The sequence below is a fragment of the Haladaptatus sp. HS23 genome, assembly GCF_056892285.1.
Genome location: NZ_JBXGLH010000005.1, coordinates 248722 through 262559, shown reverse-complemented (window position 1 = coordinate 262559; position 13838 = coordinate 248722). Strand labels below are relative to the sequence as shown.

At 62.2% G+C, this 13838-nt stretch carries 10 protein-coding genes; 7 read left to right on the top strand and 3 right to left on the bottom strand.

Features of this window, described 5'->3' with window-relative positions; all coding sequences use genetic code 11:
• Position 1: 1 nt before the first annotated feature.
• Complete coding sequence (locus AC1XDK_RS15975) at positions 2–3844, bottom strand: glycoside hydrolase family 97 N-terminal domain-containing protein (RefSeq protein WP_483350927.1); 3843 nt, start codon at positions 3842–3844, stop codon at positions 2–4.
• Between the two features lie 489 nt (positions 3845–4333).
• The gene (locus tag AC1XDK_RS15970) at positions 4334–4492 is read right to left on the bottom strand and encodes a DUF7576 family protein (RefSeq protein ID WP_483350926.1); all 159 of its coding nucleotides are present in this window, start codon (positions 4490–4492) and stop codon (positions 4334–4336) included.
• Between the two features lie 230 nt (positions 4493–4722).
• Between AC1XDK_RS15970 and AC1XDK_RS15965 the strand changes: the two genes are divergently transcribed.
• The 7 genes from AC1XDK_RS15965 to AC1XDK_RS15935 all read left to right on the top strand — a co-directional run bounded on the left by AC1XDK_RS15965 (position 4723) and on the right by AC1XDK_RS15935 (position 11524).
• Positions 4723–5190, top strand: coding sequence for a TRAM domain-containing protein (locus AC1XDK_RS15965; RefSeq protein WP_483350925.1), 468 nt, complete (start codon positions 4723–4725; stop codon positions 5188–5190).
• A gap of 191 nt (positions 5191–5381) precedes the next feature.
• Positions 5382–6350: a transcription initiation factor IIB gene (locus AC1XDK_RS15960; protein WP_483350924.1), complete on the top strand. Its 969-nt coding sequence runs from the start codon at positions 5382–5384 to the stop codon at positions 6348–6350.
• A 98-nt stretch (positions 6351–6448) separates the two neighbouring features.
• Entirely contained in the window at positions 6449–7648 is a 1200-nt protein-coding gene (locus AC1XDK_RS15955; protein WP_483350923.1) for an MFS transporter, read from the top strand.
• A gap of 80 nt (positions 7649–7728) precedes the next feature.
• Positions 7729–9168 carry an amidohydrolase gene (locus AC1XDK_RS15950; protein WP_483350922.1) on the top strand — a complete coding sequence of 480 codons (1440 nt, stop codon included), beginning with the start codon at positions 7729–7731 and terminating at the stop codon, positions 9166–9168.
• Positions 9169–9301: 133 nt separating this feature from the next.
• The gene (locus tag AC1XDK_RS15945) at positions 9302–9637 is read left to right on the top strand and encodes a hypothetical protein (protein ID WP_483350921.1); all 336 of its coding nucleotides are present in this window, start codon (positions 9302–9304) and stop codon (positions 9635–9637) included.
• A 625-nt stretch (positions 9638–10262) separates the two neighbouring features.
• Complete coding sequence (locus AC1XDK_RS15940; protein WP_483350919.1) at positions 10263–10661, top strand: DUF5518 domain-containing protein; 399 nt, start codon at positions 10263–10265, stop codon at positions 10659–10661.
• Positions 10662–10879: 218 nt separating this feature from the next.
• Positions 10880–11524: an RNA 2'-phosphotransferase gene (locus tag AC1XDK_RS15935; RefSeq protein WP_483350918.1), complete on the top strand. Its 645-nt coding sequence runs from the start codon at positions 10880–10882 to the stop codon at positions 11522–11524.
• Between the two features lie 96 nt (positions 11525–11620).
• On the opposite strand, the gene AC1XDK_RS15930 is transcribed toward AC1XDK_RS15935, so the two are convergent.
• The gene (locus tag AC1XDK_RS15930) at positions 11621–13708 is read right to left on the bottom strand and encodes a beta-glucosidase family protein (RefSeq protein ID WP_483350916.1); all 2088 of its coding nucleotides are present in this window, start codon (positions 13706–13708) and stop codon (positions 11621–11623) included.
• Positions 13709–13838: the final 130 nt, after the last annotated feature.

Genomic DNA, 13838 nt, shown 5'->3' with positions numbered 1-13838 from the left:
CCTATTCGAGAGACACGTACGGCAACGTCGCCAGCGCTTCAGCGGAGTAGTCGAGTGCCGCCTCTTGTGAATCGTCCGCTGTTGTAATCACGTCGATGAGCAGCGGCGCTTGGTCGACGGCATCGGCCTCGGCACCGCCGAACCGGTGGCCGGTGGCCGCCGCGAGAACGGGCCTGAATTTGCCGTACTCTTCGGAGCCGACACCGGCGACGATTTCCAGGTTTTCGAGGTCGGTTCCGCCGAAGGCGTCGTGAGCGATATCCAGCGTGACCGTCCCGGCATCGAAGTCGACGTTGGGACGAAGGGCGACGGCGTTTCCGTTCTCGTCGGTCAACGCGGAGCCTCCCGCGTTGACTGCGGCCATCGCCCATCCGGAGATGTGCAGGCGGTAGTGCCACGGTCGCTCGAAGGAGACGTTCGCCCCGAGGTCGTCGAGGCTCTCGGTCGTTCCCCCGCTCATGTCGGGGTCGCGCAACCACAAGACGAACATGTGCGGCGAGAAGCGGCCACCCCACACGTCGTAGAGGTTCTCGACCTCGAACGTGAACCGGGCCAGACTGGGCGTCTGTGCGACCGAAACTGACGACAAGTCGAACGCTCCGTCGCGGTACGCGTCGGCGGTCGGATAGGTGTACGCGCCGGGACCGTCGTCGTCGCCGGTCGCGTCGTCGATGGCGGCGACGGTCTCCGGCGGCGTGACCGTCACTGTTTCCGTCGCCAGGGTGTCCCCGTCCGTCGTCCGAATCGTTACTTCGTAGGTCCCCGGTTCATCGAGGGCGTAGGCGAACTCGTCGGTCGCCTCCGCGGTGTTGGGCGGGAACCGAACGTTCGATACGGTTCGGACTTCGCCGTCGACGACCACTTCGACGGTGGTGCCGCCGATGTAGTCGCCGTCGTTCGACCCCGTCGCCGTGACGAACGGCTCTCGGATGAACGTCCCGTCGTCGATGTCGACCTCGACGTCCTGTTCGGGTCGCTCGTACGTCGGTAACTCGTGAATTTCCCGGCCGCGAGCGGGACGAAGCCGGACGGCGGTACCGCCGCTTCCGACCATCGAGGCCACAAGCGTCGTGTCCGGCGTTACGATGGCTTCGTCTACGCGAACCGGTTCGAGGTTCCCGTCGTAGCTCGCGTCGATGCCGTCCGAATAGATTTCGGCGACGTACTTCGGTCCCCTCGGACAGTGGCAGTCGCCGCGTCCGTGTCGTCCTCCCTCTCCGCGCCGTCCGTCTTTTCCATGCTTCCTTCCGTTTCCGTGGTTTCTCCCGTTCCGGTGCTTTCCACCTCTTTTATGCTTCCTCCCGTTTCGATGCCTCCTCCCCCTCCCCGACTGGGGGCTGAGGAATCCGAGGTCGATGTCGAGCGCGCGACCACCCTCGTCGGTCATCGCACCGACGTACCAGACATCGTCCTTCTTTCGTGCCGTAACCATGTGGTCGCCGATGGCGGAATCGAGGACGCGGGTGTCGCCCCACCCTGCCGCGGGAACGTCCTCGATGAACTGGAAGGCGTCGACGGTCGGGCCACGAATCGGCGCTGTTTCCGGTTCCGGCATCGGTTCGCCGGTGTCGGTGAGGGCGGCCGAATCGAGGTTGAATCCGCCGCTGTCGGCCTCGGAGAGCAGAACGCCCACGGTCTCGGTGTCTTCTTCGAGCGTCACGGTCGCCGAGACGGAATCCCAGACGTCCCAGTAGTCGGTCGTCGGGAACGTGACCTGTGCAGCGGGTGAGCCGTCGACGGTGATGGTGGCAGTTCGTGGCTGGTCGGCGGGCACGGCGTTGTTCTCCGCGTCGCTGGCGTACCGCAGGTGCATGTCGTACTCGCCCGTCGCCGCGTCTTCGAGCGTCCACGTGACCGTCGAACCGGGGGCGGCGCTGTTGGGGTCCACCTCGACGTACCGCTCACCTTGGGCGTTGGCCCAACTCGAAGCCGTACCGAAGCCGTCGTTGTCGCCGAACTCGGCCTGCGCGACGTCGCCGACGGAGATAGTGGGAGGCTGGTCGGCCAAGTAGGAACTCGGGAGGTCGGCGACCATCTGGAGGCCGCTGAAGTACGTCGGGTACATCGCGAGCTGTTTCGCTCGCGTCGTCTCGATTCCGCCCGACCCGGAGTCCATGTCGAAGATGCCGGGGGTGAACTCGACGGGGCCGCCGAGCATCCGGGTGAACGGGAACGTGACGTGGTGAGACGGCGGAACCTCGCCGAAGGAGTCGTACTCCTGTCCGTACACGCCCTCGCGGGTCATCAGGTTGGGATAGGACCGTCGACGCCCCGTGGGGTGAATCGGCTCGTGCATCTCCAACAACTGCCGGTTGGCCGCGGCCGTCCGAGCGACGAGGTGATGGTGGTTTACCAGTACCTGATTGTGGTGGTTGTGTCCCTCGCCGGCGAGGTCGCCGTCGTCGTTGACGTACCCCATCTTGACCGTGTGAATCCCGAGGTCGTCGTACAGCGGGAACGCCTCGTCGAGTTGGGACTCGTAGTTCTCGAAGCCGCCCGCGGTCTCGTTGTGCATCGTCATCTGCGTCGGCGGGTCAAGGCTCGGCCCGTAGCTCGTCACCTCCCGTAGGTCGAAGTCCGGGTACGGTTCGGTGAAGTCGAACGACCCGCCGCCGCCGTCGGGATAGCTCGACCAGCCTTCGTTCCACCCCTCGACGAGGACGCCGGAGATGTCGTGTTCGCTCGCGAAGTCCATGTACTGTTTTACCCGACCGGTCTGGGCACCGTGATTGCCGGTCTGCATGCCCTGATACTCCCACTGGGCGCGACCGGTTATCATCAACCACCACACGCCGATGAACTTCTGTGGCTCTATCCAATCGACACCCTGCGGGAACTCGTCGGGGTCGTACTCCTCGTTGAGGTTGACTATCAGGTTCGACTCGACGAGGTCGCCGGGGCGTTCGCCGAGTTGAATCGTCCGCCACGGCGTCCGATGTGGTTCCGAAGCCGCCACTTTCGTCCCGTCGGGCAGCGGTGCTAACGCGGTTTCGAAGGTCGTACCCCCGTCCGAAGCGGGTTCGACTGCCATCCCCGCGTAGTCGACGAGGTCCGCCTCGTGGACGCTCACGTACAGGTCGTCGGCAGCCTGCATCGTGATTGGCGTGTGCGCACCGCCGAAGGAACTCTCGGCACCGATGTCGCTCAGCGGCGTCTCGTTGTACGTGTACTCGTAGCTGTTGAAGTCATTCGGAATCCACCACGCGGCATAATCGTCCGCGAAGGCGAACTCGGTGCGCTCGGCGCTCACGACGAAGTCGCCGAAGCCACCCTCCTCCGGGAAGACGTATCGAAACCCGACGCCGTCGTCGAAGGCGCGAATCTCCACCGTCAGCGCACGTCCGTCCTCACCGGACTCGGCCAAACCGAAACGCAACTCCTCGTAGTGTTCCCGAATCTCGTCGTACTGGTCCCACACCGGCGTCCACGTCTCGTCCGTCGTGGAGCGTTCGCTACCGGTCACGGTGAGTCCCTCGACGAAGTCCGGTTGGTCCTGAAATTCGAAGCCCAATCGCGCGTCGTCCACGACGGTCGTTCCGTCGTAGGCGACGCTGTACCTCGGCACGCCGTCCGCGACGTCCGCTAACACCTCGACGGTGCCGTCCGGCGACCTGAGTCGTTGTGTTGGCCTATCGTCGCCGTCGGTTACCTGCGCGGCCGTTTCGTCCGCGACGGTGAGCGAAAAGGCCGACGCCGCGACGAGCGACGCCAACCCACCGACGAAGCGTCGTCGGGTCGTCGCGTTGGCTCCCGCCGTCGGCCCTTTGTTTCCCAGTGCATCCGTCTCTGTACTATCTCGTCTTCCCGCTTCATCCGTGCTTTTCGGAGGATTATCTTGTGTCATTAGCGCCTTCAAATAGCAACTCGGGGGCGAGTGATATAATAATTGAGGGTGAAAAATTACTTCCAAGATGTATACTGACGTTGACGGCCTTCGGTCGGCCTCCGAAGCAGCGCAGTTCTCGATTTCGACGATATTTCCTTCGTCAGTAGAAGCTAACGGGCCGACGAAGAGGTAGGTGGTTTTGTCAGTAGCAACTGCCACGAAATCGTCGCCGTGAGTACGATTACGAGACGTCGAATTCGACGATTTGGGACGACCCACAGACAGGACAGGTTTGGTCAGCGGAGTCCAACGTCGTTCCACAGTGCCGACATTCGTAAATCAGGCCGCTATCGTCAGCTAACCACTGCCGCACTGCAGCAGAGAGTGACATGACCTCTGCGCTTCGTCATCCAACATAATAAGGATTTCTGTGTCGGTCGTGGCACCGGACGGCGGAGCGTGTTCGGTGAGAACGGACGCCGTTTGTTTGTGGCTAAAACAGCGATACTAAACGAAATCGGCCACACAGTCGGCACCGCACAGCACCGATTCTTCGAAACGGTCATCGTCGTCCGCCTCTGGACGGGAAGCGGAGACGTATTTGTGTCGCTGGTCGAGGTTCACTTCGACCCCACAATTGGCACAAAGAGCGGTTCGTGAGGTCATCAGTACACGAGTAGAAACGTGTACGAGTTCGGGTGATCTATCTCGCTGTGATACTGTACTCATTGCTACCTCCTGACGTAGTCATCCGGTATGAAGGAAGTGACCACGCCACATTTTGCCACAACTGCTCATCCCGGTGTCAGGTTTCGGCTAGAAGGAGGCGGAATAGCTTCCGATATCGGTGGAGTCAAGGTTCTGTTCGTATAACGTGATACTGAAAGAGAGTTTCTATGGATATTCCCGACGAATTACTTGGCGTATTTAGTGCGACGGTGAACGAAGACGGCGATTCGTACACGATCACCATCCCCGAACGGGAGATTACGAAGGGTGACGTCGAACGTGGTGAGGCGTATCGGATAGCCATACTCGGACCAGTCAACCGCCCCGACTCGGAGAACGAAGAACCGGTGACGTCGAGTAAACGGCCACAGCAAGCACAACAGCAACAACAACCACAACAGCAACAAGAGCCACGGCAAGCACAGCAAGAACCGCCGGTCGAGGAAGGGGACCGTCACACGGTCGAAATAGAAGGTATCGGCGACCAAGGCGACGGAATCGCCCGTATCGACCGGGGCTACGTACTCATCGTTCCCGACACCGAAAAGCGCGACCGTGTCACCGTCGAAATCACCAACGTCGCGCCGAACGTCGCTTTTGCGGAGGTCGTCGAACGAAAACCGTACTACGAGTAACCCGCGACCGCTATTCGGGAACCGCGTCCACCGTCGTATGCACCGACAGTTCGGGATACGGCTTCTAGCTACGCGTGCGGGGTCGTTTCGCCGGTCTCCCGACCCCATTCTTACTTTCTGAAAATCATCGGTTCGACTATCGTGTATGCCACTCACAGTCATAGCGAGACCGAAGCGGACGGAGTCGTACAATGGAACAGCGAACACGATCCCCTGACCGGCAAACCGAAACGGATCACGAGAGCCGCGAAAATCGGAACGTCGATACCGGCGCTCGCGAGTGTCCGGAGTGTGAAGCGCAGATTACGGCCTCGAGCGATGCGGCCGAGATAGTCTGTGATGACTGCGGACTCGTCGTCTCGGAGAGCCGAATCGACCGCGGCCCCGAGTGGCGTTCGTTCTCTACCGAGGAGAACCAGCAACGCAGTCGGGTCGGAGCACCCATGACGTACCAACTCCACGACAAGGGGTTGAGTGCGAGAATCGGCCAGCGAAACGTGGATGCGTACGGGAACGCCCTCGCGAACCGAAAGCGGCGGAAGATGCAGCGACTCCGGACGTGGGACGAACGATATCGCTCGAAATCGAATCGGGAGCGGAATCTCAAACACGCGCTGGGAGAGATCTCTCGGATGGCAGCGGCGCTCGACATCTCGAAATCGAATGCCGAAACTGCCAGCGTCATTTACCGACGGGCGCTCGAAGACGACCTGCTTCCCGGACGCTCCATCGAAGGGATGGCGACCGCGAGCCTCTATGCGGCGGCTCGACAGGGGGACGTACCGCTCAGTCTCGACGATTTCGCGGTCGTCAGTCGAGTCGAACGACGACGCATTCAACGGGCGTATCGCTATATCACGAGCGAGTTAGCCATCGGAATCGCTCCCACCGACCCGACGCAGTTCGTTCCCCGATTCGTCTCCGAACTCGATTTGAGCGACGAATCCGAACGGCAGGCTCGTGGACTCCTCGATGCCGCGAAGCGTCACAACGTACACAGCGGGAAGAGTCCCGTCGCGCTCGCGGCGGCGGCGGTGTACGCGGCCGCAACGCTCAGCAACGAACCGGTGACACAGGAGCGAGTCGGAACCGTCGCCCGCGTCGCCCCCGTGACCATCAGAAAACGATATACAGAGCTGTTGGAGGTGTATGAGGACTGAACGCCGACCGAATACCGCCGTTCGTCTGTGGATAAAATCCGTGAGAATTACGACGAACACGACACAATATATTTCCGACGCTGTGTCCTCCCCAGCGTATGGAAACGGTCGCCGACGACGAAACCGTCGCGAATTTCGACACCCGTCGCTGGTGGACGCTGGCGATTTTCGGGTTCATCGCGCTCGAAGGGGCCGCGTTGCAGATGCGGGGGGCCATCATCCCCATCCTCCGGGACAATTTCGGTACCTCCCAGTGGCAGTTGGGGTTGGTCGCGCCCGCGGGGACGGTCGGATTCCTGATTTTCGTCGCCGCCGTCGGTGCGGTCGCCGGACGGTACGATACACGGCTACTCCTGTTGCTCGGTATCGCCGGTGCCGGCGTCGGCGTCCTCGCGATGGGGTTGGTCCCGTCGTTCGGATTCTTTTTGGTCGCCTTGGTCCTTCGGGGGTCGTTCAGAGGCATCGGGCGCGGGAGCGATAGACCGCTGTTGAGCCACCTGTATCCCCACAGACGCGGTCAACTGTTCGGCTACTACGACATGATGTGGGCCGTCGGCGCGACGCTCGGCCCGCTTGCCGTGACTGCCGCGCTCTGGGCCGGTAACTGGCGGTTCGCGTACTATGCGCTGGGCGCGTCGTTTCTCCCGGTCGTCGCGCTCATGTGGTATCTCCCGAGGCCGTCGGTCGATGGGGGCGACGACCCGCTGACGGTAGCGGGGTTGCGCCGAATCAGTCGCAAGCCTGCGGTGTTGGTGATGGCGGCCTGTATCCTGTTCTCGACGGGCGTCGAGGGAGGGCTGTTCACGTGGCTCACGACGTACACCCAAGGTCGGCTTCCCGGGTCGTTAGTAACCGTCTCGCTGAGCGTGTTGCTGGTCGCCTATATCCCCGGACGGTTCGTCGCGGGGTCGCTCGCGGAGCGATTCGGCTACGTCCCGCTGACCTTCGGGTTAGGAAGCATCTGTCTGCTGTCGGCAGTCTATACGTTCGTGTTAGCGTCGGGGGTCACCGTACTGGTCGGCGTCTTCGGTATCGGACTCTCGCTCTCGGGGCTGTATCCAACGTTGCTGGCGTACGCCACGGAGAGTACGCCCGAACACAGCGCGCCGGTCAACGCTATCGCCCTCGTCGTCTCCTCCTGCGGTATCGCGGGCGTTCCCGCGGCGATGGGATTCGTCATCGACGGGGTGGGCGTCGTCCGTGCGATGCGACTCCTGTTCGTCCCGCTCGTCGGATTACTGGTCGTCACCGCCATAGCGTGGGTACGAATCGGCACGGTCGACCGCACCGACGCGTAATCCGACGCGATTCACTTCGACCCCCACCGTCGACTGCCGGTGAGCGAACCCTTTTGCCACTGTCTGTAAATAGCTAGCACATGACGATACGGGAACGGGAGTCCGAGAAGGAGACGGTAAAGGAGGCGTTGTTCGACACCATCGAAGCCGAGCGTGAGCGATTGCAGACGGTTGCCCGCGACATCTGGGAGAATCCAGAAGTCGCGCTCCGGGAGTCCGAATCGAGCGAACGGCTCCAGTCGGTTCTCCGGGAGGAAGGGTTCGAGGTGACGACCGGCGTCGGCGGCATCGAGACGGCGTTTATCGCCCGATACGGGGAGGAAGAACCCGTGGTCGGGACCATGGGCGAATTCGACGCCTTGCCGGGGATGAGCCAGACGGCGACCGCCGAACGCGAACCGATCGAAGCCGGTGCACCGGGTCACGGCTGCGGTCACAATCTCTTCGGCGTCGGTAGTCTCGGCGGTGCCATCGCCGTCAAGCGCGCCATCGAAGGCGGCGAGTTGTCAGGGTCGGTCGTCTTCTTCGGCACGCCAGCGGAAGAAGCCGGAGGCGGGAAGGTGTACATGGTCCGCGACGGGGCCTTCGACGACGTGGGCGCGGTCGTCTCGTGGCATCCCGGCTGGTACAACGCGCCCGGAAAGGGGTCGTGTCTCGCCGTCGATGCCTTCGACTTCACGTTCCGCGGGGAGACCTCACACGCCGCGGCCGCGCCCGAATCCGGGCGGTCGGCGCTCGATGCAGTACAGCTCCTGAACATGGGCGTGGAGTTCATGCGCGAACACGTCGCCGACGCCGCGCGTATCCACTACGTCATCCAGAACGGCGGCTCCGCGGCGAACGTCGTTCCCGGCGAGGCGAGCGTGGAGTACCTCGTACGTGCCCCCGAGCGCGAGGAAGTGGAACGGATTTCCGACTGGGTCCGCGACATCGCCGAGGCGGCCGCAGCGATGACGCGAACGGACCTCGACGCGACGAAGACGTCCGGGATGTACGGCGTCCTGCCGAATCACACCCTCGCCGACGCGATTTTGGAGAACATGAAACGGGCCGATTTCCCGCTCGACGACGAACAGGAAGCGTTCGCCGCCGAACTCCGCGAAACGCTCGGCGACGTGGAGGGAGCCCTCCAAGAACTCCCCGAATCGGAACGTGGGGGCGCCCGAGAGGAAGCGATATTCTCCAAGCCCATCGACGCGCCGGACGAGGGACGAACCGGTTCCTACTCGACGGATTCCGGCGACGTCTCGTGGAACGTCCCGCTCGGTCGGTTCAGGGCCGCGACGTGGCCCGTCGGCACTCCCGCTCACTCCTGGCAAGCCGTGGCGTCCGGGAAGAGTTTGGGGACGGCGGGAATGGAGTTCGCGTCGAAGACCATCGCGGCGACGCTCGCGGACCTGCTCGAAGACGAAGAACTCCGACAGCGGGCACATGCGGAGTTCGAGGAGCGGGTGACAGGCCACGAATACGAGAGTCCGCTTCCCGACGGAGCCGACCCCTACGAACTCGTGAGCCGCTAACCGTCCCGGTCGAGTTTTCCCCGATTCACGTGATAAAGTGCGATTCCGTACCAGCCAAAGACATTTACGTGGCGATATTGCAGTACGCGTAATGGTTAGCAGATCTATATATGTTGGTGCGTCCATAACGGCTGTGAGTAGCGCGTTCGCGGGTAGCATCGGTGGAAGCGGTGCCGTCGCACCGTGGGGGATACTCGGCGGACTGGTCGCCGGATGGACCGCGGAAACGATATCGGATGGGATGTTCGATGGCGGTCTCGCGGGGCTTCTCGGCGGCGTTGCAACGATGGTACTATTGGGGGCTTTCAGCGCGGCGAGAACGGTTCTCACTACCGCCGACATCGGGACCGGTGGCTTCGTCGGCGCGTACACCTCCGTCGTCGTCGGACTGATGATCATTCCCACCTTCGCGGTCGAGGGAATCGTTATCGGTCCCCTTTCGAGATACCTGAAGGTCTCTTTCGAGTGACGGGCGGAGTACGAACAGAGGGTCCCTGCGAGGGATTACGCTATGGCACGCGTGCAAGCAGGGGGACGTGGCGGGGCGGGTAGGGGGTGGGTCGGGAGTGATGGCGCCAGACCCGAGAGACCTAATCAGGGTGTCGAAGACGACCGCGCCACAAGTGGTCCTTTGTGGGTTATGGTAAATGCTTTGTGCAACAGTTAGGATATGAGACAGTCCGATTGGAGACCATAAACGGCGCCGTCCGTCTGGGGAATATCATCGAGTGTCGCTCACTTTTCGAAGAGAGAACCACAGCAGAAGCGAGCCAATACAATGATAGATAGCTGGGTTACCTACTATACCTATTGTAGCAATTATACCTATTACATCTATTCTTAGAGACCATCTGATTCCAGACGCGCGATTTTCCAACCTTCGGAAACCGTTTTACGCTGTCATGGTACGCAGCCCGAAGGTGAGATGCAGGTCTCCGATGCCAATTATTGCGTTGGTGCCGGCCTGTGCCACGAGACTACCGAATCGACACTGGTAACAATATGTCGATACGGAAAACGAAACGAGAACCGCGAACAGGACAGATGTTTTTATAGAATATTTATCATGTTGTGGAACCTATCCTTATCCGATCATGAAAATAGATTGGAGAGCTGTCATCACCGGATTCCTGACCGCGTTCATCCTCGGACTACTCGCTGCTTGGTTCATCCCGCTCACGGCGATGTCGGGACTCGTTCACGCGTTGCCCGGCCTCATCGGCGGTTTCGTCGCCGGCTACATGGTCGTCGGGACCGAACGCGGCGCGGTCCACGGTGGACTCGCCACCGTCATCGGAGGGGTGGCCCTCCTCGTCGTCTGGGCGGTGTTCGGTGCCCTGTTCGCCGGACTGTTCCCGGCGTTCACCGGATTCGCACTCGGACTGTTCATCCTCCTCATCCAAGCGATTCCCGGTGCCATCGCCGGTGCCATCGGTGGGTGGGCGAAGGGTCGCAGCGCCACGACCCGTGAAACGGTCGAAACCGCCCGCTGACGGGAATAGGTCGGTTCTGACCGGTTCCATTTTTCATCGAGATTGCGTCAGTAACCGAGTTGCGGCTTTTTCCACGTGTCCGTGACGGCCAGACGAATTCGTAGTGGACACGGCTAGAAGTGTTTCGAAGCGCAGTCGACTGAACGCCCGTCGTTCGACTCCGTCCGCAGGTTGCTCCGTTCGGAAGACAGTAGTCGTATCCGATGATAGGTTCGCGTATGGTCCGAACCTGTAACGACCACGGGCATTTTGTAGGTGAGTCGTGTCCCGTCTGTGGCGATACGGGAGAGACGGTTCTCGGAGAGAATCGACGCGTTCGCCTCTCGAAGTTCATGAGTGGAGTGCTACGCCATTTTCCTGCCGACGTGGGGCTTACGCTCGATACCCGAGGATGGGTCGATTACGACGCGTTCGTCGACGCTGTGACGGACAACTACTCGTGGGCAAAACCCCAGCAGGTCGCCGCGGTGGTCACCACCGATTCGAAGGGCCAGTTCGAACGCCTCGACGACCGGATTCGGGCCGTGTACGGCCATTCGGTTGACGTAAGCATCCAAGCGACGGAGGCGGACGTCCCGACTCGGCTGTATCACGGGACGGCACCTCGAAACCTCGACAGCATCGCCGAGGAAGGGCTCAAACCGATGAGTCGCCAGCATGTTCATCTCTCGAAAACGCCACGGGAAGCCCTCGCGGTGGGCGGGCGTCACGCCGACGAGCCGGTAGTTCTGGTAATCGACTCCGAAACCATGGCGCGGGACGGCTTCGAAATCGACAAGCGCGGTCACGACATCTACACCGTCGACTCCATCCCACCCGAATACATCGAACAGCGCGACGAATCGTCTCCCACTGGCCAGTAGCGCCAACCCCTCGTCCACGAGTTTCATCGAGGCGCTTCGAGGAGTGACATCCAGCAACGGATGTGCGGGAAGATACCCCATCCGACGACGTGTGACTCACCGAATCGTGGCTACGTCGAGCCGAATATCGCCGGCCGAGCGACCGATTTCGACGACGTATTCCCCCTCGTCGACGAGCCATCCTTCGTTTTCGTCGTACCGACGGAAGGCCGCGTCGTCGAGCGAAACGGGAACGGAAACGGTTTCACCGGCGGGAATCTCGACAGCGGTGAAGCCACCGAGTTCCCGAACGGGCCGACTGACCCCGTCGACTTCCGGCGGCGAGACGTATGCCTGGACGACTTCGCGGCCGTCGCGGTCGGCGACGTTCTCGACGGTGACGGACACCGTCTCGTCGTCGGTCAGTTCGGCGTGGCGGTACTCGTAGTCGGCGTAGGAGCGACCGTGACCGAATGGGAAGGTCGGTTCAACGTGCTCCGCGTCGAAGTACCGATACCCGACGAAGACTCCCTCGTCGTAGTGGACGACGTCGTCGACGCCGGGGAACGCCCGCTCGTCCGCCGTCGGATAATCGCTCTCCGGTGCGAACGTGACGGGGAGGCGACCGCCGGGGTCGGCGTCGCCGTACAGTATCGCGGCAATCGCGTTCCCGTCGGCTTGGCCGGGATACCAACTTTCGAGGATGGCTGCGACGTCGTCTCGCCACGGGAGTTCGACCGGTCCGCTGGATTGAACGACGACGACCGTGCGGTCGTTCGCTGCGGCCACCGCCTCCACGAGTTCGTCTTGGTCGCCCGGGAGACGGAGGTCCTCCCGGTCGATGGCTTCGGATACGGTGTCGCGCACGACCACCACCGCAGCGTCGGCGTCTTCGGCCGCGGCCGTCGCCGCTTCGATGTCGCTTTCGTCCGTGCCGTCGTCGCTCTCCTTCGAGTCCTCGAAGAACGAGAACTCCTCTATTTCGGCGATTCCCCGTTCGACGGTCACGGTGCCGCCCGCCCGCCCACGGATGCCGTCGGCGGTCGGTATCTGTTCGAACGGGTCCATCTCGGAGGAACCCCCGCCGCCCAACATTGCCGTCGTCGCGCCCGAACCGAGGACGGCCACGTCGGCGTTCTCGCCGAGCGGAAGCGTCCCGTCGTTCGTCAGCAGAACCGACCCGCGACGGGCGATAGATTCCGCGAGACTGCGGTGTGAAGGCGTATCGAGTTCGCCCTCCCTCTCCTCGTCATCGAACAGGCCGATGCGTTTCAGCTGACGAAGGAGACGCGCGACCATGTCATCGAGACGGCCCTCGGGCACGTCTCCGTTCTCGACCGCTTCACCGAGCGGTCCGGCGAACAGCCCCGTCTCCGTGGCGTTGGGCATACCGTCGTGGTCCTCGAAGTCGAGCGAGTCCTCGATGCCGAACGCCGTCCGGAGTTCCTCCTGTGAGATTCCGGGCATTTCGAGGTCGAGGCCGGCGTTCGCGGCACCGACGGTACTCTCGGTCCCGAACCAGTCGGAGACGACGTACCCGTCGAACTCCCACTCGTCCTTCAGAATCTCGGTGACGAGGTGATGATGGTCGCTCGTGTGCGTTCCGTTGACGCGGTTGTACGAGGTCATCACGGCCCCCGCTCCCGCTTCGACGGCGGCACGGAACCCCGGAAGGTACAACTCGCGGAGCGTTCGCTCGCTCACCGCCGCGCTGACGGTTGTGCGACCGGTTTCCTGATTGTTCGCGACGTAGTGTTTGGGCGTCGCGACCACGTCTTCGGCCTGGGTACCCTCGACCACCGCCGCGGCGAACGCGCCGGAGAGGAGCGGGTCCTCCGAGAAGTATTCGAAATTTCGGCCGCAGTGGGGCGTTCTGATGATGTTGAGTCCCGGCCCGAGGACCGCGTCTTGCCCGTGTGCCTTGGCCTCGCGCCCGAGTGCGACGCCCTGACGTCGCGCGAGGTCGACGTCGAACGTCGCCGCGAGGGAAATCGATGCGGGAAACGCGGTCGACGAGCGGCCCGGGACCCGTACCCCGAGCGGCCCGTCAGCGAGTCTGAATTCCGGTACGCCGAGCCGTTCGACCCCGGGAACGTATCCCGTTGCCGTTCCGTCCGGGTCGACGGCACCGTGGACGAGGCGGAGCTTCTCTTCCATCGTAAGCGCCGAAACGATGTCGTCGACGGCAGTGGTATCGACTGGCATGAATGTGCTAGCGTTCAGTTATTCTCTACTTAGTCATTGGCATCGAGTCCCATTTCCTCCCGTCACGACCGACGGGCGGGACGACCCTCAGAGATTATAATTATGTCTTTCTGATGCCGAAAGAAAAAAA